This window comes from Brevibacillus brevis, from assembly GCF_900637055.1.
Taxonomy (GTDB): domain Bacteria; phylum Bacillota; class Bacilli; order Brevibacillales; family Brevibacillaceae; genus Brevibacillus; species Brevibacillus brevis.
Window position 1 is genome coordinate 5,050,109 of sequence record NZ_LR134338.1, and the last position, 22,409, is coordinate 5,072,517.

Consider the following 22,409-nt stretch of genomic DNA (forward strand, 5'->3'; position numbering starts at 1 on the left):
AGATTATATCTAGCAAATTTCGACACAACTTTACAAATTTTGCTAAATAACGCAAAAGGCAAAGTCATCGAAAGGTGGCGACGCAAAACCACGGGTCTACAGTCTTTGACCATGATAGCCGGGTTGCCATCATCTTGTGACCATTTTTTGATGTTGGTAGCTTCGGTTGTTCCATTTCGATGGAACGGCCTTTTTTTGTGTTTACTTTTTTGAAAGGAGGATGAAAGCATTTTCATTTTCGTAACGGATGGAAACACATAACTTTTGAGACGACAAACATACACAACATGGTTCAATCAGAGAAAATGATGGAGTGGAGAAGTTATGTACAAACAAGTAGAAACCGTACAAGAGTTAGCTAAATTTCATGAAATCAAAGAAACAGTATGGACCAGCATGGGCTTCGAGATGGAGTACGCGAAAGAAGGCTCCGCTCAGTTCCTCTTAATTGCCGAAGATGGTGAAGCAGGCGGAACATTTGAAATGACGCCCTTTTCCAAATCAAGTGCTTATATGAAATCACTTTTTCAGGATGTTGTTACAGAAGATATGAAAGTAATGGAGGTAGACAGTCTCGCTGTTTTGCCGAAATACCGCGGACAACTGGGGCAAAAAGGAATTTGCCTGATGATAGATTACGCTGAAAAGCATGGTTATACCCACGCAATCGGGGTAGCTGATCCGACCTTTTTTAAGTTCATCAACAAGAAATATCAAATAAAGGCGACTCAGACCAAAGATATCGTCTTTTACAAAGGGGCCGACGCCATTCCGACCCTCTTTCATCTAAAAGATGTCTATGACAATAAGCACGATCCGAAATATTCCTGGTACAATTCGTCGTCATCCAACCAAGTAAAAGTCGAGGTAGGTGGGTAAAAAATGGATAACATTGATCTATTGAGAAGAAGAAACAATTGGGTCGTAATCGTATTCGCAAGTATTATTACGGTTGTTCAAGTCTTAAACCTCTTTCTAGGCGTACCGTACACATTCGTTTTCACGGTGCTAGGTATTTTGTATGGCGTGCTGGCACCTTTTACTTACATCTCCAATCGCCCGAATTTCCGTGAAAAAGCAGCGCCCTTTATGAAGTTTTTCAACTTCGCCGTAATCGGGATCTTTATGTTCATCATAGTTGGACTGGACCCGCATATGATCAATATCATGACCATTATGTTCTTTGTAGCAGTCATGGGGATTTATCAAGACCGACTCATCAATATTTTGACAATTGTATCGACATTGGGTATTGTCTCTTATTACTTCCTGACACAGAGAGAAACGATTTTCCATTCGACAAGCAATCTTGATCTGATGTACTTCCTGCTTACCTTCTGCTTCGTCTCTGTCACGAGCATGATGCATGCTGTATTCAATAACAAGCTGCAAGAGGAAAGTGAACAACAAAAGCAAGAAGCGATTGCCTCGAAGGAATCGTTGCAACGTGTTCTGGATCAGATCAATGAATCACTCACCTCTATGCAAGACTATCAAGAGAATTTGAACAAGGTGACGGATGGTGTAAATGTTCGCGCTGTCGAAACCGTCGCTTCCCTGCAAGACATTATGGAGTCCTTTACGGTCCAGACCAGCAATACGGACGAGCTGCGTCGGGAAATGAGCTCGACGAATCTGCAAGTTGAGGATATGACCCGCTCAGTTACAGAGATGCATGAGTACGTAGAATCGACCAAAGAAGCCACTAGCGAGAGCGGAAAACGCATTGGCAACATCGGCAATGACTTTGAACGATTCATCAAGGACATCCAAGGCACGAACCAGCTGATTCAAGAGCTCAATAAAGAAACCGAATCGATTGGGAAGATTATTCAAACCATTTCCGAGATTTCTGCACAAACCAATCTGTTGGCACTCAATGCCACGATTGAAGCGTCTCGCGCAGGCGAACACGGCCGAGGATTTGCTGTCGTAGCAGATGAAGTACGCAAGCTGGCTGAATCCTCCAAGCTATCCTCCGAGTCGATCTCGAGCCTGCTCATGACCATTCGCGAAAAAATGAAGCTCGTATCGGATATGATTTCTGAGTCCCAGACTTCTTTTGAGAAAAACAGCGAGGGCATTCTCGAAGTACAAGAAATGTTTACCAATGTAGACAACTACATGCAAAACTTCGCAGATAAAACGAAAAACCTGCAAGAGTTCATCATCCATGTTCACAGCATGATTCAGGAAGTCGGCGCAAAAGTTGAAGTCAACGCAGATATTACCGACAAGAACAAGGAGAGCCTGGAAGAAGTGCTTGTTCTCGTTTCTGAGCAAAAAGAAGAAGTCGTTAAGGTTTCTGGCGGCTTTGAGAAAATCGAACAGCAAATGCGTGGTCTCCATATGTAACCTTCCTGCAACCGCCTTTCACGGGCGGTTGTTTTCTTTTTCATTTTGTAACCGAACATATATATAATGTAAATATTCTGATATTTGTTACCATGAAAGGAGGCACATCATTGATGGATGGACGTATCGAAACGAAAACCATTCAGACCAATCGCCTGCTCGTTTCCTACCTGACAGCAGGCGTACCGGAGGGAGAACCGCTTCTTCTCATTCACGGCAATGCATCATCCAACTTGTTCTGGGATGATACCATTGCGGCGCTGTGTGACCAGTACCGTGTGTATGCACCTGATATGCGTGGCTATGGAGCAAGCGAAGCATTGCCCATCGATGCGACACGCGGTTTGCGAGACTGGTCGGATGACCTTCATTCGTTTATTCGGGCATTGGACTTGCCAACACCTGTCCATCTTGCCGGCTGGTCATTAGGTGGAGGAATCGTGATGCAGTTTGCCATCGATTACCCGCAGGAAGTCCGCTCCCTGATTCTCATCGCCCCCATGTCCCCTTACGGCTTTGGTGGAACCAAGGATATAGCTGGCACCCCATGCTATAGCAGCTTCTCCGGATCAGGTGGAGGAGCCGCCAACTCCGAGCTGGTCAAAAGAATAGCAGCCAAAGATATGGGCAATGAATCTCCCTCCAGTCCTCGCAATGTCATGAATCAGCTCTATTTCAAGCCCCCGTTCCAAGTTGCCCCAGAGCAGGAAGATCGTTATGTGAGCGCGATACTCTCTACGAGAACGGGAGAGGGCTTTTACCCCGGTGCCTTTGAATACGTAAACGATTGGCCCGGTGTTGCTCCTGGAACGACGGGGATTACGAATGCGATTTCTCCCAAGTACGTTAATTTGTCCGGTATTGTCCAGATGGAGCCGAAGTGTCCGATTTTATGGATACGCGGTGCGGATGATGCTATTATCTCGGATCAGTCGCTTGCTGATTTCGGTACGCTGGGCAAGCTTGGCTATGTCCCCGGATGGCCCGGAGAAGACGAATACCCCCCGCAACCGATGGTCTCCCAAATTCGTGACGTCCTCGAACAATATCAGTGCGCTGGTGGTTCTTATCAGGAGATAGTTATGGAAAATGTGGGGCACGCTCCACACATCGAGAAAGCGGCAGAGTTTGTAGAGCTCATTCGAAAAACCGTCAGGGCATGACCCTGACGGTTTCTCGTTGTCCGTTTTCATCCCGTCCAAATTTGGTCACATTGGGCTAAAAGCAGACGATCTCGGACACACCTGTTCGCGTGCTGCTGACACTAAATGATGTTCCTCTGTATCAAAGCTTATCCTTCGCTCGTCTGAAAGACTACGCGACCTGGATATCCGATAGGAACATCCTGATAAGGGCTATTTCGGCGTATCTTTCTCCGCTTTCGATACCTTCAAGTTAAATTCTCTTTCCTGCTCCTCAATAATCGCTCGATCCTCTGCATTATCTCTCACTACTTTTTGCGTCAAAATCGATCCAACTGCTACCAGAAGCATACATGCGATATAATACCCTTTTTCGTGGAGCTGAAGACCTGTTGCATTGTATAAACCGATGGAAAATAGCAGTACACCTGCGCCCAATGTAAAGTATGCCAAGAAAGTGAAGGCTCCCGTGTTGCGCATCCGATGCTTTTGTGGATACATAGTAACACCCCTCACATTTTGTTCATGTGGCTCATGCTAAATATAAGTCAACCGGACGATTTCTCGCCCGGTTGCCTCTAGAGATTACTTCACAGCTTCTTTCTTGCCAAAGAACGTACGCAACGCCTTGTATACCTCGCCCTTTTCCCGAATGACACAATGCATGAATTTCGGCTCTTTGATGTGGCGATACGCTGACATGAGGGTTGAATGGCGATTATACTGATTCACTTCGCCATAGCCGAACATATTGCATCTCTCCATGAGCTCCTTCACCAGCTTTACGCAACGCTCATTATCAGACGTGAGGTTGTCGCCATCGGAAAAATGGAACGGGTAAATGTTGTACTGCGATGACGGGTAGCGGCTATCGATGATCTCCAACGCTTTTTTGTAGGCAGAGGAGCAGATCGTCCCCCCGCTTTCCCCTTTCGAGAAAAAGGTGTCCTCCGTCACTTCCTTCGCATCTGTATGATGGGCAATAAAGACGATTTCGACTTTTTCGTACTTGGTGCGCAGAAAACGTACCATCCAGAAGAAAAAACTGCGGGCGATATACTTTTCAAACACGCCCATACTTCCTGATGTATCCATCATCGCAATAATGACAGCATTGGAATGAGGCTTGATGATCTCTTCCCACGTCTTGAAGCGCAGGTCATCATCGGTTATCCCCAGCTCCATATCACTGTAGCCTGCCAGCGCATTTCGGCGGATGGCCGCGATCAGCGTACGTTTTTTATCAATGTTGCCCATCAAGCCTTTTTTCCTGACATCATTGAACCGAGTCTCTTCCACGACGATTTGTTCCTCGTCTTTTTGTTGAAGGTTCGGCAGCTCCAGCTCGGCGAAAAGCATCTCCTGCAATTCTTCTACGCTGATTTCAGCCTCGTAGTAGTCTACACCTGGCTGATCACCCGCTCCTTGACCCTTTCCAGGCCCTTGCGCCGGATCGCCGTCACGGGCTACGACATCGCCTACTTTACTGTTTCCTTTACCTTGACCGCCATGTTTTCCCTTTTGGAAGTTAAAACGCAATCGGTATTCATCCAGGGAGCGAATAGGGATCTTAATGACTTCCCGACCATTCGACATGATGATGTTTTCTTCGCTGACGAGATCGGGCAGATTTTTTTTGATCGCTTCTTTCACTTTTTCCTGGTGTCGATTTTGGTCCTGGTACCCTTTGCGGTGCAGCGACCAGTCTTCCCGGGAGACAATGAACGATGATTCATCTTTCATGCCGTCTCCTCCTAGCAACTGGCGCAATCTGCGCCGAATATGACGTGCTCCTCATGTCGCCAACGTCTGTCATCTGTTCAACAGGCTTCCCACGTAGCGCAGCAGCTCATTTGCGCAAACCGGGCAATATTGATGCTCTTCGATAAGGCGCTTGGTGACCTCATTAATTTTCTTGAGCTGATGCTCATCTGGTGTTTTGTTCGAGGTCGTAATCTTGACGACATCCTTCAGATCAGCAAACAGCTTCTTCTCGATAGCTTCCCGTAGACGATCATGGGTGCTGTAGTCAAAACGCTTCCCTTTACGCGCATAGGCCGAGATACGGATGAGAATTTCTTCACGGAAGGCCCGCTTGGCATTTTCCGAGATACCGATTTGCTCCTCGATGGAACGCATCAGGCGCTCATCTGGATCCATCTCCTCACCTGTAACGGGGTCACGGATTTTATTCATGTTGCAATAAGCTTCCACATTGTCCAAATAGTTATCCATAAGCGTTTTTGCCGACTCTTCGTAGCTGTAGACAAACGCCTTCTGCACTTCTTTTTTCGCCAGCTCGTCGTATTCCTTGCGCGCGATAGAGATGAAGTTCATATACCTCTCCCGCTGCTCCTTGGTGATGGATGGATGCTGGTCAAAGCCTTCTTTTAGCGCCCGAAGAATATCAAGGGCATTGATGCACTCGGTGTCGCGGCGGATCAGTGCACTAGAGATACGGTTGATGACATAACGCGGATCAATACCGGACATTCCTTCATCGGAATGCTCGTTACGCAGCTCTTCCAGATCGGCTCCCTTGAAGCCTTCCACCGATTCACCGTCATACAGCCGCATCTTTTTCAACAGATCGGCCCCTTGTTTTTTCGATTCTTTCAGGCGGGTCATAATGGAAAAGACTGCTGCTGAACGGAGCGCATGCGGTGCAATATGCACATGCCCCAAGTCAGATTGCTTGATTAATTTCGCATATATTTTTTCTTCATCACTGACACGCAGATTATACGGCATCGGCATGACGATAATCCGAGATTGAAGTGCCTCATTTTTCTTATTCGCAATAAAAGCCTTGTACTCCGATTCGTTTGTATGCGCAACAATCAGCTCATTCGCTGTAAAATGATACTACTAAAAAATGAAGAATTGGCACAAAAAGACCTCAGGCTTACTCACCTGAGGCTAATCGTTCTTGCTTCTTTAACAATATTCTGGCTATTAGGGTGTGGATATCCTCGTCTGCTTCTGTAACCTGCCGATGAGGTTTAAGGATACGGATGGTTCCGAATTGTCCATTAATTTCTTTATGAACTTCTTGTTCTTCACTCTTCGAAATTTCGTCCTCAACAGGAACAGGAATCATCGTTTCCAGTTTCCATCCCCTCCCATGTGCTGCTGTGTTGTACAGCATATGAGGATGGACTTGTCCAATTGATGGAGAAATATTTTCGTTAACTTGCATATTCGCTCAACCTCCTAAGTGGAGGTCAAAGAAGAAAAAGGCATCACTTCTTTCGTGTGATATTAGTTTGTTGTATTCTTTGTTTTCCTTGTTTGACTTTCCTTGACCTTTTTTATGTATTGAATTTACTTCTGATTACATTGACTTGCTTCATCTAATTATTGTTTAGATGGATTACTTACACTTGCATATCTGATAAATCCTTCTTCATACAATTCCTTTTGCCTTTCACAGATAACCGGAAAAGCATTCATCCAAGTTTCATCATCAATTTCGTCGTAACACCAAGTCCATTCTCCAAATACTCTGTGATTCGTATCTTTGAACGGAATTCCAGTATCTTTGAGAATTAACTTAAGATAATAATCAGGTCTTGTTGGACCCGGAGGACAATCAATTTCAATCATTTTTTTGCTTTGTTTAGGTTCTTCCTCAACGATTTTATCTACTGATAAATGATCCATTCCCATCCACTCCTTTGTTTTTTCTGTTTAACAAAATTGTAAAATAAGTGCATCTGTTCAGTCTACTATTACTACGAAAATAATTTTGAAAATTTTCGTAGATAAAAAAATAGAAGCAGAGATAATCTGCTCCTAACGTGCTTGTTTTCGTGCTTCCTGCTGGTGCTTCATGCACAGCACTTTATTGAAAGTACGAAAACTGTAGTCATGTATTTGTTTTGTGATATTTGCATCGCAGACCGAGCAGCGGTACGGATTATCAGTCTGCTGTTGTGGAGACTGTGGAGAACTCTGTTGATTATTTCCTTGTTGTTGCTCTGACTGAGTATGAAAAATGCACGGTACATTTAGTGCAGCGGCATTCTTGCGAATGGAATCAGAAGTGGCTGATTTCAATGCATCCCCAACCGTTCCATTAATCGGTGCATTGCCGAATGCTTGCTTTACAATATCTGTTCCAATCCTCAATTCTCCAAGTACAACAGTCTCGTTTTCAAAAATGTACTCCTTTATCACTGTGAAACTCCATTTGTAGTTTAGTGCCTCATTCAGCCGTTCAATCACTAAAGCGGCTGGCACATAGTAATATGTCATTCCTTTCTTGCCTTGCCGTGACTTGATTTGTTCCCGTGGAAATTGTTTCGTCAACAATTCTAAGTTCATCATGAACCTCCTTAAAAAAGTAGCCGTTGCTAGAATAAACAACGGCTTTGTTTGTGTGAGTTACTGTAAATATGCGATTACAACAAGTCCAGCAACGAAAGTTGCTAACAGACTAACACTCACGATAAAAGTCACCTTCACGGATTTGTAAAACCATTTCGGTACGATTTTTTTGTTCATGTTATCATCCTCCATTATCAAATTTAAAGGCTTGCTATCATTTGTTACTTGGCAAGATACGAAATAAAAGTTACTGCAATTGCTAGATACATGACTGCTCTCATTTTTCCGTATGTCATTTCTCATTTCTCCTCTTCAATTTTTCTTCTCTTTGTTCTCTGGCCAGAAGACAAAGTGTTAATCATGATGCAATTACCCAAACAGTTAATACCACGAACACGATGGCAGAAGTAATTTCTGCAAACCGTTTCAGAAAAACAGTCAATACTAAACCTCCTCTTTCTAGTGACTTCTTACTGACTTCGAAACAAAAAAGAACACGAAAACAGCGACTTATTACTAAGCCTGTCTGTCTTCGTGTTCTCAATTTGTTCTGTCTAAGTAAGTTTATTGTTTACACTTATCTCTTTGACAAAGAACAACAGTTCCCTTGTTTTTCTAGAACTTTTCCTGAAAATAATGAACTACATACAACATGCCAATCAGCCAACAGCCTAGAATCAGAATATAATAAGCAACCCTTGTTCCTAACCCGTTTCCTCTGTAATCCGTGTGCTCATCGTCATTGTATCTGCCCATATTTCGTACCTCCAAACAAGTTCATCATGTTACTTTTAGTCTAGGCGTGAAATGTGGAATGTAGACGTGCATTCGAAAATTTGAGAAGCATGGTAATTCATCGAAAAGTCGATTTAGACCGATTTTGTTTTGTTTAATTTTGTTTTACCTCGTTCTAATTAAATGTCGATACAATCTCTATTTTTTTCGCACTCTTAGATTTTTTCTCTTTTTTTCTTGAATGTTAAACTGCATGTAGGCGATTTTTTTCAGGTATTTATTTCGCATTTTTTTCACCGTTGCGGATTGGAAAGATTTCCACTGATTTATCGAAAATTACTGCTTGTTCTGGTCTTTCAATTGCTTTTCATACTCATCAATAAACTTGTCTATATCCTGTTCCTTGACCCTGTTTTTCGTGATTTTTAGGACAGATGTTTTTAAAAATGCTTGAATCCTGTCTTTATTGGCTCTGATTGCATTTATGAGTACAGAAGACACTTGCTGTACAGTATCTTTCCCAAGACTTTGCTCCAATCTGTTCACCACAATATCCCTTTTTCTCCACAAATACAGTGTTATGAATGCTGCTACGAAAGCAATCACATAAATTAAGAATTCAGTATACATATCCATTACGAACCACTCCTTTCAAATAGCATTGGATAATAACAAAACCTTTTTATTATTTTTTGTTATTAATAAAAAATAACCATTATCGACATATCAGAAATCCTTGTGAGAATAGTCAATAACGATTATTAATCATTATTAATAAAACTTTTTGTTATTTTTTAATATTAATAAAAAAGTACGGTTATGAATTAAAGCAGATTGTAGACATTGTTTACATCAGTTCTAAACATCGCATATGCCTGTGCAGCCGTTTTGTTGAAGAATCTCTTGGTAATTGCATCGTCAACAAAAAAAGCAGGACAGACCTTGCCGGTCACATCATAGTGACGGTCAAAATCTCCTGCTTTAAGACCACATTCTTTTAATGACTTTGCCATTGCATAAACTGCATTTTGATAAGCCTTTTTGAAATCCCCATCCTTGTTTACACAAATCTCAATTCCGAATGTGAAGTTGTTTGCATTGTTCCAGCCCGGATTATATTTCGCTGCACCAACATGCCAAGCCTTAGCCCAAAGCGGAAGAATCTGTAGTATCTTCTTATCATCTACAAATATGTTTGCATTGCTTGGATAAGCAACATGATCGCTATTGAAGTATTTGTAATGTGCATCAGCATTGGCACCAACTGCCTCGTTAGCAGTCCAGTGGATGATACCTTTAGTTGGCTTGATTCTGAAGAAACTCCCGTCTGGATTATGCTCAAAGTTTTTTGTGTTCGTTAAGTATCTTATCTCCCAAGGACAAGGAGAGGTGAACTTTACTGTTACTGATTTTTTTATCTGTATATGTAGTAGTCCGTCAGAACGGTCAACCTGCTTCGTTTCGTAGCCGTACTTAGCAACCAGAGCCACTGGAGCCATCGAAAATGGATAATCAATTTTCTGTTGAACAATATTCTCAAGTGCTATTTTCTCTGCATATGTAGACCAATTTTGTTTGTCTCCATCACCTGTAACAAGTAGGATACCTGTTGCTAACCGTTGACCTGTTTCATTTTCCAAGATAGCCATTCTGACCAGATGCGGCTGTATATCTTCAAAAGATAAATTACTTCCCATCCTTATCTCCTCCCTTCCGTTTTAAGCCTTTTAGCAAAGCAAAAAGTCTATCTATTCCTAGATAGACAATGGTTGAAATCATTTCTAATTTCCCTTTTTCAGACTCAGACATCACTCTGTTAATATATTCTTCTGAATTTGCCCATCGCTTCTTTTCCTTTTCACTGATTTCAGTCGTAAGGTTCTCTTTGATCGAGTCAAATTCGATGGAACATATGCAGAGAAGCACACACATAACTAACTGTTCTTGTGCAATTATAAAGCCGTTAAGATCAATGGAAATCATTTGTATCTCATTCACTATTGCAATTAATAAGATAGCAGCCAAAAAATAAATAAGATACAGCAGTAGTTTAATCGCAGTAAATAGTCGCTTGAATTCACTTCGCCAAGCACCTGCTTTTTCAGCCTTCTTAATGCTCCCAAAATGTTTAAAGTATTGATATTTCTTTGAGTAAAAATCAAGAAACATCAATGCAATTGCTGCACCTCCTACTTTTAAAACCTCAATACTGTATAGTCCCAGAAAATCTAAAATTTTCATAGTTATAGTTAGAAATGCTCCTATACATGCGTATTTCGGAAGTGCTAATAATTTAGCAATGATTGCTTTTTTGACAATAATTATTACCTCTTGCATTCCCCCACTTCCTTTCACAAAAAAAGTGCCTTTGAATGGCACTCCATCTCTCAAAATTTGGTTATAATAGTAATAATGAAAATCAAAGGATGATTCTGATGAATAACAATGTTTATGACATTGACCGTATTCGCTTAGAGAGAGAACTGAAGGATCTAACCAAGCAAAACAATACACCGGCTCCAGAGAACATGAGCAACTGGCCTACATCAGTCATTCAGTCAGCCATAAACAGTCTGAAAAAATAAGCAAGGTATGTAGCCGCATTATCTAACTACACACCCTGCTTTTCTTTTAATTCGTTTAGTTCATTCATCAATACTTCTCTGTCTTGCTTCAACTGATTAATCTCTTCTGCCAGTCTCATAATGAATTCGTGATTTTCCATTTCATTTTTCTTTCTATCCTCCGTATTTCTATTCGTTTCAATTCGTTCAAAAGCCATTCGTACATCCCTCCTTTATCGCATGCCACCGAAGCCATAGGAAACAATCTCTGCATCGTGTTTAGCCACTATTTTAAGCCTCAGTTTAGTGCCGTTCGGCTGGCTACTTATATCAGTCAAATCCTCTGTCTGCACAAATCCTGACCAAGTTTGACCATCGTCACGGCTGTACTGCACACCAATGAGTTGTCCGTACAGGTTATTCAAGACAGTTACATACGAGTAGACGAAATTAAGCACTTCACTCGTTGAAATTGGCATGGTCACGAACTCCCAAGGAATCTGATTTTCGGGAGCACTCGGATTGTACGGATTTGCAGGATCTTCGTTGTACTTGTATGTCCATGTGTATAGTGTTGAGTCTGAATTTAAGTTATAGAAATAAGCAGTACGAACTTGGTTGTATAATGGATTTCCCCACTCATCTTGCAAAATCTCAACATATAGAACTGATGAAGTATCGTCTGAACTTAGTGGCTTCGGCACATAGTAGTTTTTATTGTAAATTTGATTGTTGTGGAGATTAAGAGAAAACACTTTGTCATTCGCTTCATAGCAGTAAAAGAAAAGCATTTCGTCATCTTTTATAAATGCCATTGCTCCAGCCAAATTTGTTGCATCACCAGTAGTGTTTTTTGTTTCAATCACAAAACCAGAGCCATTAAATTTTATAGCCGATACGGTACGTGTAATTGGATTGAAGACATATACAGTCTGAGTCGATTCGTCAAATGCTTTTATATGATTATGCATATATGAAAAAGAGTTATTGTAACTGTTGAATGAGTTCGTATCAGGACTGTAAGTATACAATTTGTCGTTGTTATAACTACTGCCACTAAAGCAGAATACTCTGTTTGCCTTGTCATACCAGACAAGTGCATCTCCGAAAATATGCTTTTCTGGTTTAGTGCCAGAATTGAGGCTTATATTGGTAATTGTCAAAGTGTTGATATCTAATATGTAAGCAGTAAAACTCTGATTATCGATATAGCCGGGGAAAATAAGGAGAGAGTTGTGGTCTGAACTGTATGCAGCCTTGAATCCATACAAATTCTCTTTTGAAATCACTTCTGGATTTTGTATAACGAGTTCTTCAATCTGCTCTAATCCTGAATGTCCAACATTAATCTTGTGAAGTTTTTTCATTTGGTCAAAGAAATACAGTTGATAATTGCTATCGTATGAAGTTCTGTAAAACATAATGTTGCTGTACTGAACAGGCATGTCTTTTTTCGCTTCGCTGAATGATGGTCGTTTATTTACTGCTCTTATGCTTCGTACAGTTTTTGTTTCATAATCCCAAAAACATTCTTTGCTGAGAGTATTATCAAACTCTTTTGAATCAAACAGAGCATCGTATTTCATATCAGTAAAATCCTTGACGGGCTTGTTGTTGTAGCCAACAGACTCCTCCACAATCCGTGAACGAGTAGCCTGTTTCAGCAGATTTATGTTCGTCTTTTTGTTCTCGTCACGAAGATTCTTTATGTCTTGATTGATTTTATTAAAAAGAGTGGGGTCTTGTAACTGCTCAAGAACCCACTGTTTTGTAGCATATGATTTTAGCAATTCTTTTAGATTGTCTACTCGTTCTTTGCCTTTACTGAATTCGTATTCTACATCAATTGTCTGCCCATTCGGAAGAATAATGTATTGACCATTCAATTTGTGTTCCCATAACTTCTTTTCGATTCGCTTGTCCAACTGTATTAGAAAGTCTTTAAAGTCTATATCTTTCACCATTTCCACCTCCCTTTTTACTCAGGTATATGCCCCATGATTTCGTACTCTGCCCAGTAGTAGTTCGTTTGGCTGTGCTCAGTTTTTAGTGCTTTGATAATTCCACGGAAGAGAACTTTATCTTCACTATTCGCTATATAAACAGTGTCAAACCGTTTCAGCCCAACAACTGCACGGGTTCTGATTTTAATAACAGAACGGAATTCTGGAGTAACAATGAGTTTTGCCAATTCGATTGCTTGTGCTTGAGTTAAAGATGGACTCAATCTTTTAAATACATTTCCACCTTTACCGTAATGAACAACTCCGCTGTTTGAACCTGAGCCGTAAAAAATTTCGGCAGAGTTATATACATCGTTAATTTGTTGTTCGCTCATTTCAATGATGTCTACATGTGTTTCAAATATGTACGTTGGAATACTTTTAATTTGCGGATAGAATACTCTTGTTTCTCCCAAGGCTGTGTCGGTATGAACAACAGCCCCTGCATCTCCAGTGGTTTTTTTGAGCATATCCCAACTGTTTTGATTTGCTGGAACAGTGTAATTTATCGGTTGAGGCGGTTCATATGTTCCCGCACCGTTTGGATCGCTCCAAATGTTGTCGGGTTCATTGTTGGTATATCCACCATCGAACAATTCGATTTTATGTGTGTACAGAGTGTATGTTTTATTCGATGTTGGATAAGTTCTGACTGGCTTTAACAGCAAAGTATCGTTCATAAGGACAAATCGACGAGGATAATCTTCTTTGCTACTTGTCTTGAATTTAAATCCTTCCAAATTGACAATTTTACTTCTTCCGTCCTGACCATCTATGACAATGTATTTGATTTCTGTTTCGTTAAAATTATTTTCAGTTGATTTAATAAACTGAACAGCAACAATGAAGAAGCCTCCAAAATAGAAAGAGTTTTTGTAAACCGAGACTCCAGTTGCTGGAATATTGAACTCTAGAGCAGATTCGACAGTCTGAGCAACTTTTCCACTTCGAATATCTATCGTAGCAATCTGATACTTATTCCCTTTCTGATATAGAACCTCAATAGAACCTTGAAAGATTCCAAATAAATCGTGGTCGAAATAAGTGTCACTTGGTATATCCACTCCAGTGATTTCTTTTAAGTCAATCAACTTTTCAGTAGTAATAATTCGTTTCGCATAATCGACTTTGCATTTATAAATCACATTGTTCCCGCCTGTATAGTAGATATTTCCGTCTTTTCCCAAGCAAGCCTTTACAACTCTTCTATTTACTGTGTTGAAGAATGGATAATCAAATGTGAATATATCTGTTGTTCGAGTTCCGAAATCCAAAAGGCTTGCAGTTAAATCGTACAGATTGTCATTTTGTCGGCTGACTACTTTCCCGAACATAAATACTTTACTGCCGAGTTGAGGATCGCTCGTATACGGATTCGTAAGTACCTTCGTGTCCGTAATATCTCCTCCATCGTGCAAAAAATTCGCAAACGGATGGTCAGTCACTTTTTTGTTTCTAGCATAGTCATACACAAGCAATTTGTTTGTCCACATTTCAGGAGCAACTATGTAATTGTACTGAGGAAGTGTTGAGATAGAAGAAGGATAATCATCAATGTTGTTTGGATAATTCGCTATTTGATTCCATTTTTTTATCAGTAGTTGATCTCCACCAATCACACTTGGTTTTGTTCGGTCAACATTGTATGGAATTTGACCTCCAGCCTGATTGTTCGCATCTTGCAGAATGTTTGTTGCTGCATCGAGTGGACTTGAGCCTTCTGACAAGGACTGAGCATTCGTATCCGTGTTTTTTAAATCCAATGATTTGTTCGTGCATGTAATAGTGTAACGAGTTGTATCTGTGCTGCTCTCGTCCTTTACCCAACTATCGATATAGCCTGTAAAAGTTCGTTCGATAATATTTCCCCAGCCTTCAGCAATGTTGATTTTTCGACCTTTTGTGTTCAATATCCCTTTCCATTCGCCATCCTTATTCCAGTCGAAAGAATAGCCACTTTTTACCTCTATCAAGGTGATTGTGGCTTTACCTTCATCCTTGTCTTCTACATTTATTTCTTCAATACATTCGTTAGTGATTGCTCGGAAGTGATCATTTTCGATATGTACACCAACTGATTTCGTTGGTGGGTTATCGAATGGTCCACGAATCCGAGACTTCATTACTGCCAGACGGTCTGCAGGATAACTTGATTGTAGACTCATGATTCCACCACCTTTATTTCAACCGTGGTGCGGTATAATTCTTGAATATCATCCCACATGTTGTCACATTTCAATAGAATACCTTTATAGTTGGGAGGAGTATTTAAGAAATTCCTATCTTCACTTGCTTCATAGAAGAGTACTTTTCTTCCAATTAAGTTCTGTAACAAAACTCCCGAATCTCTACTTATATACCCTGTAAGTGCCAATGGTCGTCTTGGTTGTTTAATTAAATCGATAAGTTCTTCTGTTTCTTCTGTAACTTCGATTGGATAGTACGAGTTGGCTTGCACCTCAAAAGTAGGCGGTTGGTAGTCAGCCGATGCCGCCGCAATATAGAAAGTAAGTAATCCCGAGAAATCCTGTATAGCAAAAACAAATTGTTCATTATGTAACTGCATACAACCACCTCCTTCTATTGTGCAGTTTGACGAGCGATTGAACGACCGATTCGGTCAGCATTAGCCATATCAAGTTGATTTGCATTGATGGTTATGTTTGTTGTCTTATTACCTCCACCGTTATTGCCGTATACCATCCCATAAAGACTATAATCAGAAAACTTCGGAATATTGAACCCAACCAATTTACCCAGCATCCTCACTGGAGCAAGAATGAGGTCATAGAAGTATTTCAATGGTGCAGTAACAAAGTCGATAAATCTGAGTATCGATTTTGGAAGCAAATCAGTAAAGAAGTAAATCAATCCGTTTATTGCTCCTTTTACGAGATTGATGGCTACGGTAAATACATTTTTGAAGAAGTTAGAAATGCCACTCCAAACATTTCTCCAGCCAACTGTTTTCTCAACAACAACTGCAATAATTGCAACAAGTGCTACAATACCTGCGGTGATTAGAAAGACAGGGTTTGCCAACATTGTAAGATTGAGTGCCAGCATAGCCACACGAACACCGTTCAATACCGCAATACCTGCTGACCACAAGCCAGAAAGGAAAGTCCAAGCACCTCCGAGAGCCATGCTTGCCCCACCAATCAACATCACCAAACTTGCTAATGTTCCAAGAATTCCGATTAGTGGACCTAAGCCGGGTATCGAATTAAGGAGCCAAGAAACTGCCATGAGTAAATAGTTGAATCCTTTCGCTAATAAATCTAATGCCATTGCTGGACCAGAACCTAGCGAATTTCCAATGTCTTTTATATATGCAAGTGTTTGTCTTAATGTTTGTAGTAGATTCCCATCTGTATAAATTTTGACTGCTTCATCCAAAGAGCCACTCGTATTCATCTCTACATTTTTGAAGTTTGCAAACGAACGGAAGAAGTCGTGTCCCAAATCCTCACCTGCTGACGTGAAGAAATCCGTTCGGATTTTACGAAACATCTTATCGTCTGTTACATTGCCAAGACGGGTCATTAAATCAATAACAGCAGCCTTTGCAGACTCTCCACCTTTACGGATTGTTTGGACATATTGCTCAGGATCAATACCTAGATATTGAAGGTCTTTTACCTTATCGTCATACTCCAATGCGGCTTGCATTGCATCTTGATTTGATTGATTCGTGTCCTCAACTAACTTTTGATATTCCTTTTGTAGTTCTACTTCTTTTTCTTTTATCTTGAATAAATCTTCTGCATTTTTGATTTGCACATCACCCATTTTCTCGGAGTAAAACTCGTCCCAAGAAGGAATCGCTTTTTCAGCCACACCTTGAAGTGCCTCTGCTTTAGTTTGTAAATCAGCAAATCCTATTCCTACCTCTTTGATTGCATCGCCAATTTTTGTAGTATTGAAAGCATTTCCATCGTTAATGCCATTTACAATAATCTGTGCCATTTCTTTGTATGTAAAACCAGCATCTTTAAATTGAACAGAGAACTCCCAAAATGTGTCGTACAAATCATCCACAGGTCTTTTTAACGACTGTTCGGTTTTTGTAATGGTGTCCAACGACTCGTCTAGGTTAATTTTAAAAGCCGCAGACATATTGTTCGCGGCTTTTCCTGAATCCTCCAGTTCAGTTCCAAATATTCGTTTGAACTGGAGAAACTTTTCTGCAGTTTTATCAATCTCACCGCCATATTCCTCAACACCTCTTTTAGCAAGTAGATAAGCCCTGCTGGTATCTTCCATCCCATCGCTAAATCCAGATAGTTCTATATCTCTTATTGTATTTTTCAATTTATCAAATGCTTCGCCAGTAGCACCTGTCCTTGCGGCCAATTTTCTCATATCATCTGTACGGAGAGCAGACATACCGGCCATCGTTCCGAAAGCGGCTACCCCAGCCGCACCGGCCGCCATAAAAGCCCCTCCTACTGCCTTAATATCGACTTGAGCCGTAGCAGACTGATTTCCGAAATTCTGAAAGTAATCTGTTATCTTAGAGAATGTGTCCATCAAATCAGAAGAGTCTGCTACAAATCGAGTGACAATCTCACCTGCGATACTTTCAAATCCCATAGTTTCACACCTCCTTTACTTGTTAATTCCGAGTGCTTGGAATAGCCTTTTTCGTCTTTCTTTATCAACTTTTGGTTTTGAATTCCAACCAAGTTCTTTTTCAAGTGATTTCATGTACTCCTGTACACATTTAGCACCTTCTTCAGTTTTCAACATTGCAGGGAAAGTTGAAAAGTAAGCCTGTTTGTAGTCGTTTCGTAATTTCTCCTCATAGTCCCTTACAACTATTTCAACAACTTCCAAGAGTGAATACTGATCCAATAGGTCATTTTTGTTTATTCCCTTTGAAAAAGCAAAATGAATGACATAGTGATACAGTTCCAAAAATTGATTTTCTTCTTCTTTTTTTATTTCTTGAGTGTCTGATTTGCTTTCGCTTGTAAAGCGGCTACTTTTTTTAAAACTGTTCCAATATCGTTCACATCGTATATTGCAAGTAAAAGGTCAAATAGTTGAGATAGGTCATAAATTTCTTCGTCTGGATTAATGTCAACAAAAAACGGAATTGCCGCTTCTACTTTATCTCCACAATTCATGATGAGACTGGAAATCTTATCTTGCTCATTTGCCTTTGCAAATTGCTGAAAGTCACTAATCGCTCCGAACAGAATAAGTCCACCTTTGAATGCCGTTGTTGCTGAAACTCGATTTACCATAACCTGTTTCTCCATAAACTCTCCTTCTCTTGTTCTAACAACAAGTGGGAGTGTGTGAGATTTCCCATATATATCAATAAAGTTACTCATTAATATCAGCCTCCTTAATTTTTTTAAGTAAAATAAAAAAGCAGAGCCGAATTAGACTCTGCCAAATTTTTTTATAACTCTGGAATTGAAACGGTTTCGTCACCAAAGGTAATTATGTCTCCATTAGAATCCTCATAACACTTAAACTTCAACGGTAATTCAACCTCTTTATCAGGTTTCAAATCTAATTCTAGATTTGCAACATTAACAGCACAATGTAATACGATTCGATCATAATCTGGATCGCTTGGATCTGTATCTATTTTTTTTAATACAAATTTTTGAGCATATTTTTTTAGGTCATATTGTCTGGATCTTATTGTCACACGATTTTTTCCCGCAGTATCAGAACTGATTGAATGCGGTTGACCCGGTAAAGCAATGTTCGCAAAAGTATTATTGCCCCACATTACTAATTTAAACTCGACATAACCTATGTCTCCATAATGAAAGTCTCCCAATATATTTGCTTTAGCACCGGGAATTTCCTTAGTTTTGGATTCAACAGATAGTTTTACTCCTTCACTAGAGGTTTCACCAATTGGAACATCAATATTGTTTTGAACAATACATAAAACATATGCTCCAATTGCATAATCTTCTTCAGTCCCTCTTTTTATAATAGACATCATATATCACTCTCCTTTACGATAAGTCTGAAATTACGGATATAAACGAAACAGCCATCTTCTTCAGTCAACTTGTATGGTGTTGAATCAAGAATTCTAAATCCTCTTATCTTTACACCAGAAACAGTTGCGTTCACAATTTTATGTAACAGTTTGGTGATCTGTTGTATTTCTTCATAAGCACCATCTTTTCGTTTTACATTGATTTGAAACCCCGGATAACATAGACCGTTTTCTGGCTCACCTCCCGGTGTTGAATAAACAGAAATACACTCCCTAGCAGGTCGTGCATTCAAGAAGATTTCTTTTTCGTTGTATCCTTTTGAAACCAGATATTTTTTTATAATCTTGTTTATCTCCATAAAAAAATACACCCCCTTTTATTTGAGTGCATCCCTTGCGGCATCTGCTAGATTCTGCTGATACTTTCTTTTATTTTGTTCGTATGCTTTCTCGAGAAACTTTGCTTCCCCATCATCATGATAGTAAGCCAAGTTTTCGTGCTGCTCCCAAGCATACTCGGTGAAGTAACCGACAAGGACTTCTAATTTGTCGTCACCTTTGTTCCTTTTCTTCAAGAGTGTAGGATCTTGAATATCTGCATCAGGACCTTGTTGTGTCTGCTTCCCATTGACTGAGACAACCCAACTTGCCTTTAACGGACCTTTATCGACAGGAACCATCGGTTCAGATTTACTGATTAAGTCGAAAGCATTCTCTTTCAAAGCCTTCAATACAGCCTCTTCGTGCTTTTTTTGCTTCTCAGCCATATTTTTTAATACATTATGAATTCCGTTCACTTGACTGCTTATATTCATACCAGCCCCACCTCCTTGTCACTAGAAAACGGGAACGGAGTAATAGACTCTACTTTATACTCTCTGCCGTCCTGTTTTACAATGTCGTGCAATCTTATGTCAGAGTTAGTCAAGCCTCTTGCAGTGAGAGTGATTTCCTCCACTCCATCTTTGCCACGAATTCGCTTTGCAGATGGCACAATCAGCATTCGTATTTCAACCAGTTCACCTTTGATTGGTCGCCCGTATTCATCCAGTTCATCTCCTCGAAACAGTTCTGCTTTTGGATAGTACATACTCATCATCAGTAAACACCTCCACAGAAAGACAGAAACGGCATCATGAGCCTTTCTACAGATTTCGGAATGTCAGAGTAGCCGCCAGCATATCCAAATGAAATGCCGAGCATTCCGACAGACTGCAAACCATTTTCTTGAGCAAGACGATGTTGCTTGTTTTGTTTATTGATTGCTTTATATACAGCAAGTTCAGCCGTAGCCTGTTTAATCTCTGTTGGAACAGTATCTTGTCCTCTTCGTGGAAATTCGTTTGGCTGGTTTTCGTCTAACTTGACTCCGAAAATGAATACACGATAAGAATCGATTTGACTGGTAGCATAGTTCAGCAGATACTCTTTTTCTTCGCTCGATAATTGAGTCCACTCTTCGCTCCAGTCGTGGAATCGTAAAAAGTAATCGGCTTCGGAAACAGTTATATAACTCATTTCGCATCAGCCTTCTTTACTTTCTGTATCTGCTTGATGGATTTATCCAATTCCTTTTTTTCTTCTTTTTGTTTTTTCAATAATTGCTCCCTACGTAGTCTATTGAATCCTGTTAGTCCCATCAGAAACACCTCCTTATCATCAAAAAGCGGGGAACCAGCCCCGCTTCACTTACTTAGTTTTGAGAACAACAAGACGATTTTGGTTTACGGTCTTTAATGCAACAAGAGTGGTGGCAGCCACAACGATTTTTCTTGCCAAGATGTCTTTGTCAGATTCAATTTCTGCTTCCTTCTGGAATTTCACTTTAGCAGCACCTTTCGAAACTAAGATATTGCTGTAAACTCCTTCGGCAGATTTGTGGATTTTTTTCGTCTTGAAGATCCGAACATCATGGATTTTACCGACTTCTGCAGATGCCAGTCGTGGATTTACTGCACCTTGACTGTATTTAGCCACATCGATAAAGTGTTGGTCAGTAATTACATCAACGACTTGGTCAGGATGAATGTACAGTCGAACCTCTGCACCTTCTTCATCCAGTTCCATTAAGGAAACTGCACGAACAATATTGCTGTAAGAAAGTTTAGTCTCTGATTCAGTAGAAACGTCCAATACATTCGTAGCCTCTGCTAAGTAAGTGTTGTATAGTTTTGTATCCAACCCGTTAGAAATTACTGTTTTGATTTGTTTCGTACCACGGTCAACCGCAGAACCCATACCTTGAGTCTCTGCACGGTAAGAAACCTCTACTGCTTTACCGAACTCGATTATTGTTGCTTGCATTTCGTTTTGAGTTAACTTAGCAGGAGTAAGAGCAGTATCTTCAGTTAATTCTTCTGCTTCACCAATTGAGTTGTCAGAAACAAAAGTTACAGATTCACCGGGCTTACCAACCAAATCGTAATCTACTTCTGCATCTGTCATAAAAATAGAGTTATTTTTTACACCTTCCTTGATTTCAGCATCCACAACCTCTGGGATGAACAAATCAGTTGTTTTTGTAGTAGCCATTACACATCAGCCTCCTTTTTATAAATGGCAATTAAAAAGCACAGAATCATATCTGTGCCGCTAGTTGTTTGAACAAGTCAGGATTACTACGAAATAAGTCCGATTTTTCACTTGGAGTCATTTTTCTAAATTGCTCTATTGTGATTTGCGAAGTTTGAGCAGGTTTCGTAGTCACACCAACAGACTTTACTGTTGGCTTTTGTTCTCCAACGAACTCTTTCAACGAATCAAAATACACACGGGCAGAGGCTTCAATAGTTGCTTCGTCTTCACCTTCGAGTTTCGCAAATGTTGGGAGTTTGAATCCGTATTCTTCTTGCAGTTTAGTAGTGACTGCCGTTTTCAATTTGTCTAACTCCAACTGTTTCGCTTTTTCCTGTTCGGCTTTCAGTTGATTCTGAATCTCTTCAACCATTCGCTGCATCTTTTGCATTTCAGTTTCTTCTGCTTTTTGTTTTTCTTCTTTTTGTCCACGAAGGGAAGTTAATTCATTCAAGGCTTTCTCTAAATCCTCAAAGCCTAACTTTTCAAGCGCTTTTTTGAGTCCTTGTTTGTATCCTTTGTCGAAAAGTTCTTTACCCTTCGTGTCCTTATCGTCTTGTGCATTTTGATTCTCAACGGTTTGCACCTGTCCGTTATCAGTGGCTGTTGTTTCTAAGTTGCCAACTTGTTGAGTTTGCATATCATCACCCATAAATCCATCCCCCTTTCAAAATGAAAAAAGACCATACAGAGGATTAACCTGTCAGGTCTTAACGAAAACCGTTATGTTTAA

General features: G+C 40.3%; 27 protein-coding genes, 1 pseudogene and 1 riboswitch. Of the genes and pseudogenes, 4 read left to right on the top strand and 24 right to left on the bottom strand.

Features of this window, described 5'->3' with window-relative positions:
* The first annotated feature begins 47 nt into the window (after positions 1-47).
* Positions 48-131: riboswitch (cyclic di-GMP riboswitch) on the top strand.
* A 193-nt stretch (positions 132-324) separates the two neighbouring features.
* From EL268_RS24340 to EL268_RS24350, 3 genes are all read left to right on the top strand, one after another.
* Positions 325-879: a GNAT family N-acetyltransferase gene (locus tag EL268_RS24340; RefSeq protein WP_106655948.1), complete on the top strand. Its 555-nt coding sequence runs from the start codon at positions 325-327 to the stop codon at positions 877-879.
* Positions 880-882: 3 nt separating this feature from the next.
* Positions 883-2,355: a methyl-accepting chemotaxis protein gene (locus tag EL268_RS24345; RefSeq protein WP_106655949.1), complete on the top strand. Its 1,473-nt coding sequence runs from the start codon at positions 883-885 to the stop codon at positions 2,353-2,355.
* A 113-nt stretch (positions 2,356-2,468) separates the two neighbouring features.
* A complete protein-coding gene (locus tag EL268_RS24350; RefSeq protein WP_106655950.1) occupies positions 2,469-3,518 on the top strand; it encodes an alpha/beta hydrolase in 1,050 nt (349 codons plus the stop codon).
* A gap of 192 nt (positions 3,519-3,710) precedes the next feature.
* Here EL268_RS24350 and EL268_RS24355 read toward each other — a convergent pair whose 3' ends face one another.
* From EL268_RS24355 to EL268_RS24395, 9 genes and pseudogenes are all read right to left on the bottom strand, one after another.
* Positions 3,711-3,998 (bottom strand): YiaA/YiaB family inner membrane protein, encoded by a 288-nt coding sequence (locus EL268_RS24355; protein WP_106655951.1) that lies wholly within the window; start codon positions 3,996-3,998, stop codon positions 3,711-3,713.
* A gap of 84 nt (positions 3,999-4,082) precedes the next feature.
* The gene (gene yhbH, locus EL268_RS24360) at positions 4,083-5,240 is read right to left on the bottom strand and encodes a sporulation protein YhbH (RefSeq protein WP_106655952.1); all 1,158 of its coding nucleotides are present in this window, start codon (positions 5,238-5,240) and stop codon (positions 4,083-4,085) included.
* 69 nt (positions 5,241-5,309) lie between these two features.
* Positions 5,310-6,353 (bottom strand): annotated as a pseudogene (locus EL268_RS24365) (protein prkA); the annotation flags it as partial.
* 49 nt (positions 6,354-6,402) lie between these two features.
* Complete coding sequence (locus tag EL268_RS24370) at positions 6,403-6,696, bottom strand: hypothetical protein (RefSeq protein WP_106655953.1); 294 nt, start codon at positions 6,694-6,696, stop codon at positions 6,403-6,405.
* Positions 6,697-6,854: 158 nt separating this feature from the next.
* Positions 6,855-7,160 (bottom strand): hypothetical protein, encoded by a 306-nt coding sequence (locus EL268_RS24375; RefSeq protein ID WP_106655954.1) that lies wholly within the window; start codon positions 7,158-7,160, stop codon positions 6,855-6,857.
* 132 nt (positions 7,161-7,292) lie between these two features.
* Complete coding sequence (locus EL268_RS24380; protein WP_126435471.1) at positions 7,293-7,826, bottom strand: Rad52/Rad22 family DNA repair protein; 534 nt, start codon at positions 7,824-7,826, stop codon at positions 7,293-7,295.
* A 1,071-nt stretch (positions 7,827-8,897) separates the two neighbouring features.
* Entirely contained in the window at positions 8,898-9,197 is a 300-nt protein-coding gene (locus EL268_RS24385) for a hypothetical protein (RefSeq protein WP_106655956.1), read from the bottom strand.
* Between the two features lie 188 nt (positions 9,198-9,385).
* Positions 9,386-10,258 (bottom strand): peptidoglycan recognition protein family protein, encoded by an 873-nt coding sequence (locus EL268_RS24390; RefSeq protein ID WP_106655957.1) that lies wholly within the window; start codon positions 10,256-10,258, stop codon positions 9,386-9,388.
* Positions 10,248-10,898 (bottom strand): hypothetical protein, encoded by a 651-nt coding sequence (locus tag EL268_RS24395; protein ID WP_106655958.1) that lies wholly within the window; start codon positions 10,896-10,898, stop codon positions 10,248-10,250. Before EL268_RS24395 ends, EL268_RS24390 begins: the two co-directional genes overlap by 11 nt.
* Before the next feature lie 98 nt (positions 10,899-10,996).
* Between EL268_RS24395 and EL268_RS32940 the strand changes: the two genes are divergently transcribed.
* Positions 10,997-11,146: a hypothetical protein gene (locus tag EL268_RS32940; RefSeq protein ID WP_164724514.1), complete on the top strand. Its 150-nt coding sequence runs from the start codon at positions 10,997-10,999 to the stop codon at positions 11,144-11,146.
* 26 nt (positions 11,147-11,172) lie between these two features.
* Here the strand turns inward: EL268_RS32940 and EL268_RS32945 are convergent, their stop codons facing one another.
* The 15 genes from EL268_RS32945 to EL268_RS24460 all read right to left on the bottom strand — a co-directional run bounded on the left by EL268_RS32945 (position 11,173) and on the right by EL268_RS24460 (position 22,328).
* The gene (locus EL268_RS32945) at positions 11,173-11,343 is read right to left on the bottom strand and encodes a hypothetical protein (RefSeq protein ID WP_164724515.1); all 171 of its coding nucleotides are present in this window, start codon (positions 11,341-11,343) and stop codon (positions 11,173-11,175) included.
* Positions 11,344-11,358: 15 nt separating this feature from the next.
* Positions 11,359-13,089, bottom strand: coding sequence for a hypothetical protein (locus EL268_RS24400; protein WP_106655959.1), 1,731 nt, complete (start codon positions 13,087-13,089; stop codon positions 11,359-11,361).
* 14 nt (positions 13,090-13,103) lie between these two features.
* Entirely contained in the window at positions 13,104-15,293 is a 2,190-nt protein-coding gene (locus EL268_RS24405; protein ID WP_106655960.1) for a hypothetical protein, read from the bottom strand.
* Positions 15,290-15,694: a hypothetical protein gene (locus EL268_RS24410; RefSeq protein ID WP_106655961.1), complete on the bottom strand. Its 405-nt coding sequence runs from the start codon at positions 15,692-15,694 to the stop codon at positions 15,290-15,292. The genes EL268_RS24405 and EL268_RS24410 overlap by 4 nt, the downstream gene beginning before the upstream one ends.
* 14 nt (positions 15,695-15,708) lie before the next feature.
* The gene (locus tag EL268_RS24415) at positions 15,709-17,724 is read right to left on the bottom strand and encodes a phage tail tape measure protein (protein ID WP_106655962.1); all 2,016 of its coding nucleotides are present in this window, start codon (positions 17,722-17,724) and stop codon (positions 15,709-15,711) included.
* A 15-nt stretch (positions 17,725-17,739) separates the two neighbouring features.
* On the bottom strand, positions 17,740-18,048 hold the full coding sequence (locus EL268_RS24420; RefSeq protein ID WP_106655963.1) for a hypothetical protein: 309 nt from the start codon (positions 18,046-18,048) through the stop codon (positions 17,740-17,742).
* A 23-nt stretch (positions 18,049-18,071) separates the two neighbouring features.
* Entirely contained in the window at positions 18,072-18,470 is a 399-nt protein-coding gene (locus EL268_RS24425) for a hypothetical protein (protein WP_106655964.1), read from the bottom strand.
* Positions 18,471-18,541: 71 nt separating this feature from the next.
* Positions 18,542-19,102, bottom strand: a complete 561-nt coding sequence (locus tag EL268_RS24430) for a hypothetical protein (RefSeq protein WP_106655965.1) — start codon at positions 19,100-19,102, stop codon at positions 18,542-18,544.
* Positions 19,099-19,461, bottom strand: a complete 363-nt coding sequence (locus tag EL268_RS24435; protein ID WP_106655966.1) for a minor capsid protein — start codon at positions 19,459-19,461, stop codon at positions 19,099-19,101. Before EL268_RS24435 ends, EL268_RS24430 begins: the two co-directional genes overlap by 4 nt.
* An 18-nt stretch (positions 19,462-19,479) precedes the next feature.
* Entirely contained in the window at positions 19,480-19,917 is a 438-nt protein-coding gene (locus EL268_RS24440) for an HK97 gp10 family phage protein (protein WP_106655967.1), read from the bottom strand.
* On the bottom strand, positions 19,914-20,201 hold the full coding sequence (locus tag EL268_RS24445) for a hypothetical protein (protein WP_106655968.1): 288 nt from the start codon (positions 20,199-20,201) through the stop codon (positions 19,914-19,916). Before EL268_RS24445 ends, EL268_RS24440 begins: the two co-directional genes overlap by 4 nt.
* On the bottom strand, positions 20,201-20,620 hold the full coding sequence (locus EL268_RS24450; RefSeq protein ID WP_106655969.1) for a DnaT-like ssDNA-binding protein: 420 nt from the start codon (positions 20,618-20,620) through the stop codon (positions 20,201-20,203). The genes EL268_RS24445 and EL268_RS24450 overlap by 1 nt, the downstream gene beginning before the upstream one ends.
* The gene (locus EL268_RS33765; RefSeq protein ID WP_269149374.1) at positions 20,617-20,742 is read right to left on the bottom strand and encodes a hypothetical protein; all 126 of its coding nucleotides are present in this window, start codon (positions 20,740-20,742) and stop codon (positions 20,617-20,619) included. The genes EL268_RS24450 and EL268_RS33765 overlap by 4 nt, the downstream gene beginning before the upstream one ends.
* Before the next feature lie 49 nt (positions 20,743-20,791).
* Positions 20,792-21,634, bottom strand: a complete 843-nt coding sequence (locus tag EL268_RS24455) for a N4-gp56 family major capsid protein (protein ID WP_106655970.1) — start codon at positions 21,632-21,634, stop codon at positions 20,792-20,794.
* Between the two features lie 46 nt (positions 21,635-21,680).
* Complete coding sequence (locus EL268_RS24460) at positions 21,681-22,328, bottom strand: hypothetical protein (protein ID WP_106655971.1); 648 nt, start codon at positions 22,326-22,328, stop codon at positions 21,681-21,683.
* Positions 22,329-22,409: the final 81 nt, after the last annotated feature.

What these genes read in the sequence shown, in the direction of transcription:
- EL268_RS24340 (WP_106655948.1), top strand. Translation starts at nt 325, where the DNA reads ATGTACAAACAAGTAGAAACCGTACAAGAGTTAGCTAAATTTCATGAA.
- EL268_RS24345 (WP_106655949.1), top strand. Translation starts at nt 883, where the DNA reads ATGGATAACATTGATCTATTGAGAAGAAGAAACAATTGGGTCGTAATC.
- EL268_RS24350 (WP_106655950.1), top strand. Translation starts at nt 2,469, where the DNA reads ATGGATGGACGTATCGAAACGAAAACCATTCAGACCAATCGCCTGCTC.
- EL268_RS24355 (WP_106655951.1), bottom strand. Translation starts at nt 3,998, where the DNA reads ATGTATCCACAAAAGCATCGGATGCGCAACACGGGAGCCTTCACTTTC.
- yhbH (WP_106655952.1), bottom strand. Translation starts at nt 5,240, where the DNA reads ATGAAAGATGAATCATCGTTCATTGTCTCCCGGGAAGACTGGTCGCTG.
- EL268_RS24370 (WP_106655953.1), bottom strand. Translation starts at nt 6,696, where the DNA reads ATGCAAGTTAACGAAAATATTTCTCCATCAATTGGACAAGTCCATCCT.
- EL268_RS24375 (WP_106655954.1), bottom strand. Translation starts at nt 7,160, where the DNA reads ATGGATCATTTATCAGTAGATAAAATCGTTGAGGAAGAACCTAAACAA.
- EL268_RS24380 (WP_126435471.1), bottom strand. Translation starts at nt 7,826, where the DNA reads ATGATGAACTTAGAATTGTTGACGAAACAATTTCCACGGGAACAAATC.
- EL268_RS24385 (WP_106655956.1), bottom strand. Translation starts at nt 9,197, where the DNA reads ATGGATATGTATACTGAATTCTTAATTTATGTGATTGCTTTCGTAGCA.
- EL268_RS24390 (WP_106655957.1), bottom strand. Translation starts at nt 10,258, where the DNA reads ATGGGAAGTAATTTATCTTTTGAAGATATACAGCCGCATCTGGTCAGA.
- EL268_RS24395 (WP_106655958.1), bottom strand. Translation starts at nt 10,898, where the DNA reads ATGCAAGAGGTAATAATTATTGTCAAAAAAGCAATCATTGCTAAATTA.
- EL268_RS32940 (WP_164724514.1), top strand. Translation starts at nt 10,997, where the DNA reads ATGAATAACAATGTTTATGACATTGACCGTATTCGCTTAGAGAGAGAA.
- EL268_RS32945 (WP_164724515.1), bottom strand. Translation starts at nt 11,343, where the DNA reads ATGGCTTTTGAACGAATTGAAACGAATAGAAATACGGAGGATAGAAAG.
- EL268_RS24400 (WP_106655959.1), bottom strand. Translation starts at nt 13,089, where the DNA reads ATGGTGAAAGATATAGACTTTAAAGACTTTCTAATACAGTTGGACAAG.
- EL268_RS24405 (WP_106655960.1), bottom strand. Translation starts at nt 15,293, where the DNA reads ATGAGTCTACAATCAAGTTATCCTGCAGACCGTCTGGCAGTAATGAAG.
- EL268_RS24410 (WP_106655961.1), bottom strand. Translation starts at nt 15,694, where the DNA reads ATGCAGTTACATAATGAACAATTTGTTTTTGCTATACAGGATTTCTCG.
- EL268_RS24415 (WP_106655962.1), bottom strand. Translation starts at nt 17,724, where the DNA reads ATGGGATTTGAAAGTATCGCAGGTGAGATTGTCACTCGATTTGTAGCA.
- EL268_RS24425 (WP_106655964.1), bottom strand. Translation starts at nt 18,470, where the DNA reads ATGAGTAACTTTATTGATATATATGGGAAATCTCACACACTCCCACTT.
- EL268_RS24430 (WP_106655965.1), bottom strand. Translation starts at nt 19,102, where the DNA reads ATGATGTCTATTATAAAAAGAGGGACTGAAGAAGATTATGCAATTGGA.
- EL268_RS24435 (WP_106655966.1), bottom strand. Translation starts at nt 19,461, where the DNA reads ATGGAGATAAACAAGATTATAAAAAAATATCTGGTTTCAAAAGGATAC.
- EL268_RS24440 (WP_106655967.1), bottom strand. Translation starts at nt 19,917, where the DNA reads ATGAATATAAGCAGTCAAGTGAACGGAATTCATAATGTATTAAAAAAT.
- EL268_RS24445 (WP_106655968.1), bottom strand. Translation starts at nt 20,201, where the DNA reads ATGATGAGTATGTACTATCCAAAAGCAGAACTGTTTCGAGGAGATGAA.
- EL268_RS24450 (WP_106655969.1), bottom strand. Translation starts at nt 20,620, where the DNA reads ATGAGTTATATAACTGTTTCCGAAGCCGATTACTTTTTACGATTCCAC.
- EL268_RS33765 (WP_269149374.1), bottom strand. Translation starts at nt 20,742, where the DNA reads ATGGGACTAACAGGATTCAATAGACTACGTAGGGAGCAATTATTGAAA.
- EL268_RS24455 (WP_106655970.1), bottom strand. Translation starts at nt 21,634, where the DNA reads ATGGCTACTACAAAAACAACTGATTTGTTCATCCCAGAGGTTGTGGAT.
- EL268_RS24460 (WP_106655971.1), bottom strand. Translation starts at nt 22,328, where the DNA reads ATGGGTGATGATATGCAAACTCAACAAGTTGGCAACTTAGAAACAACA.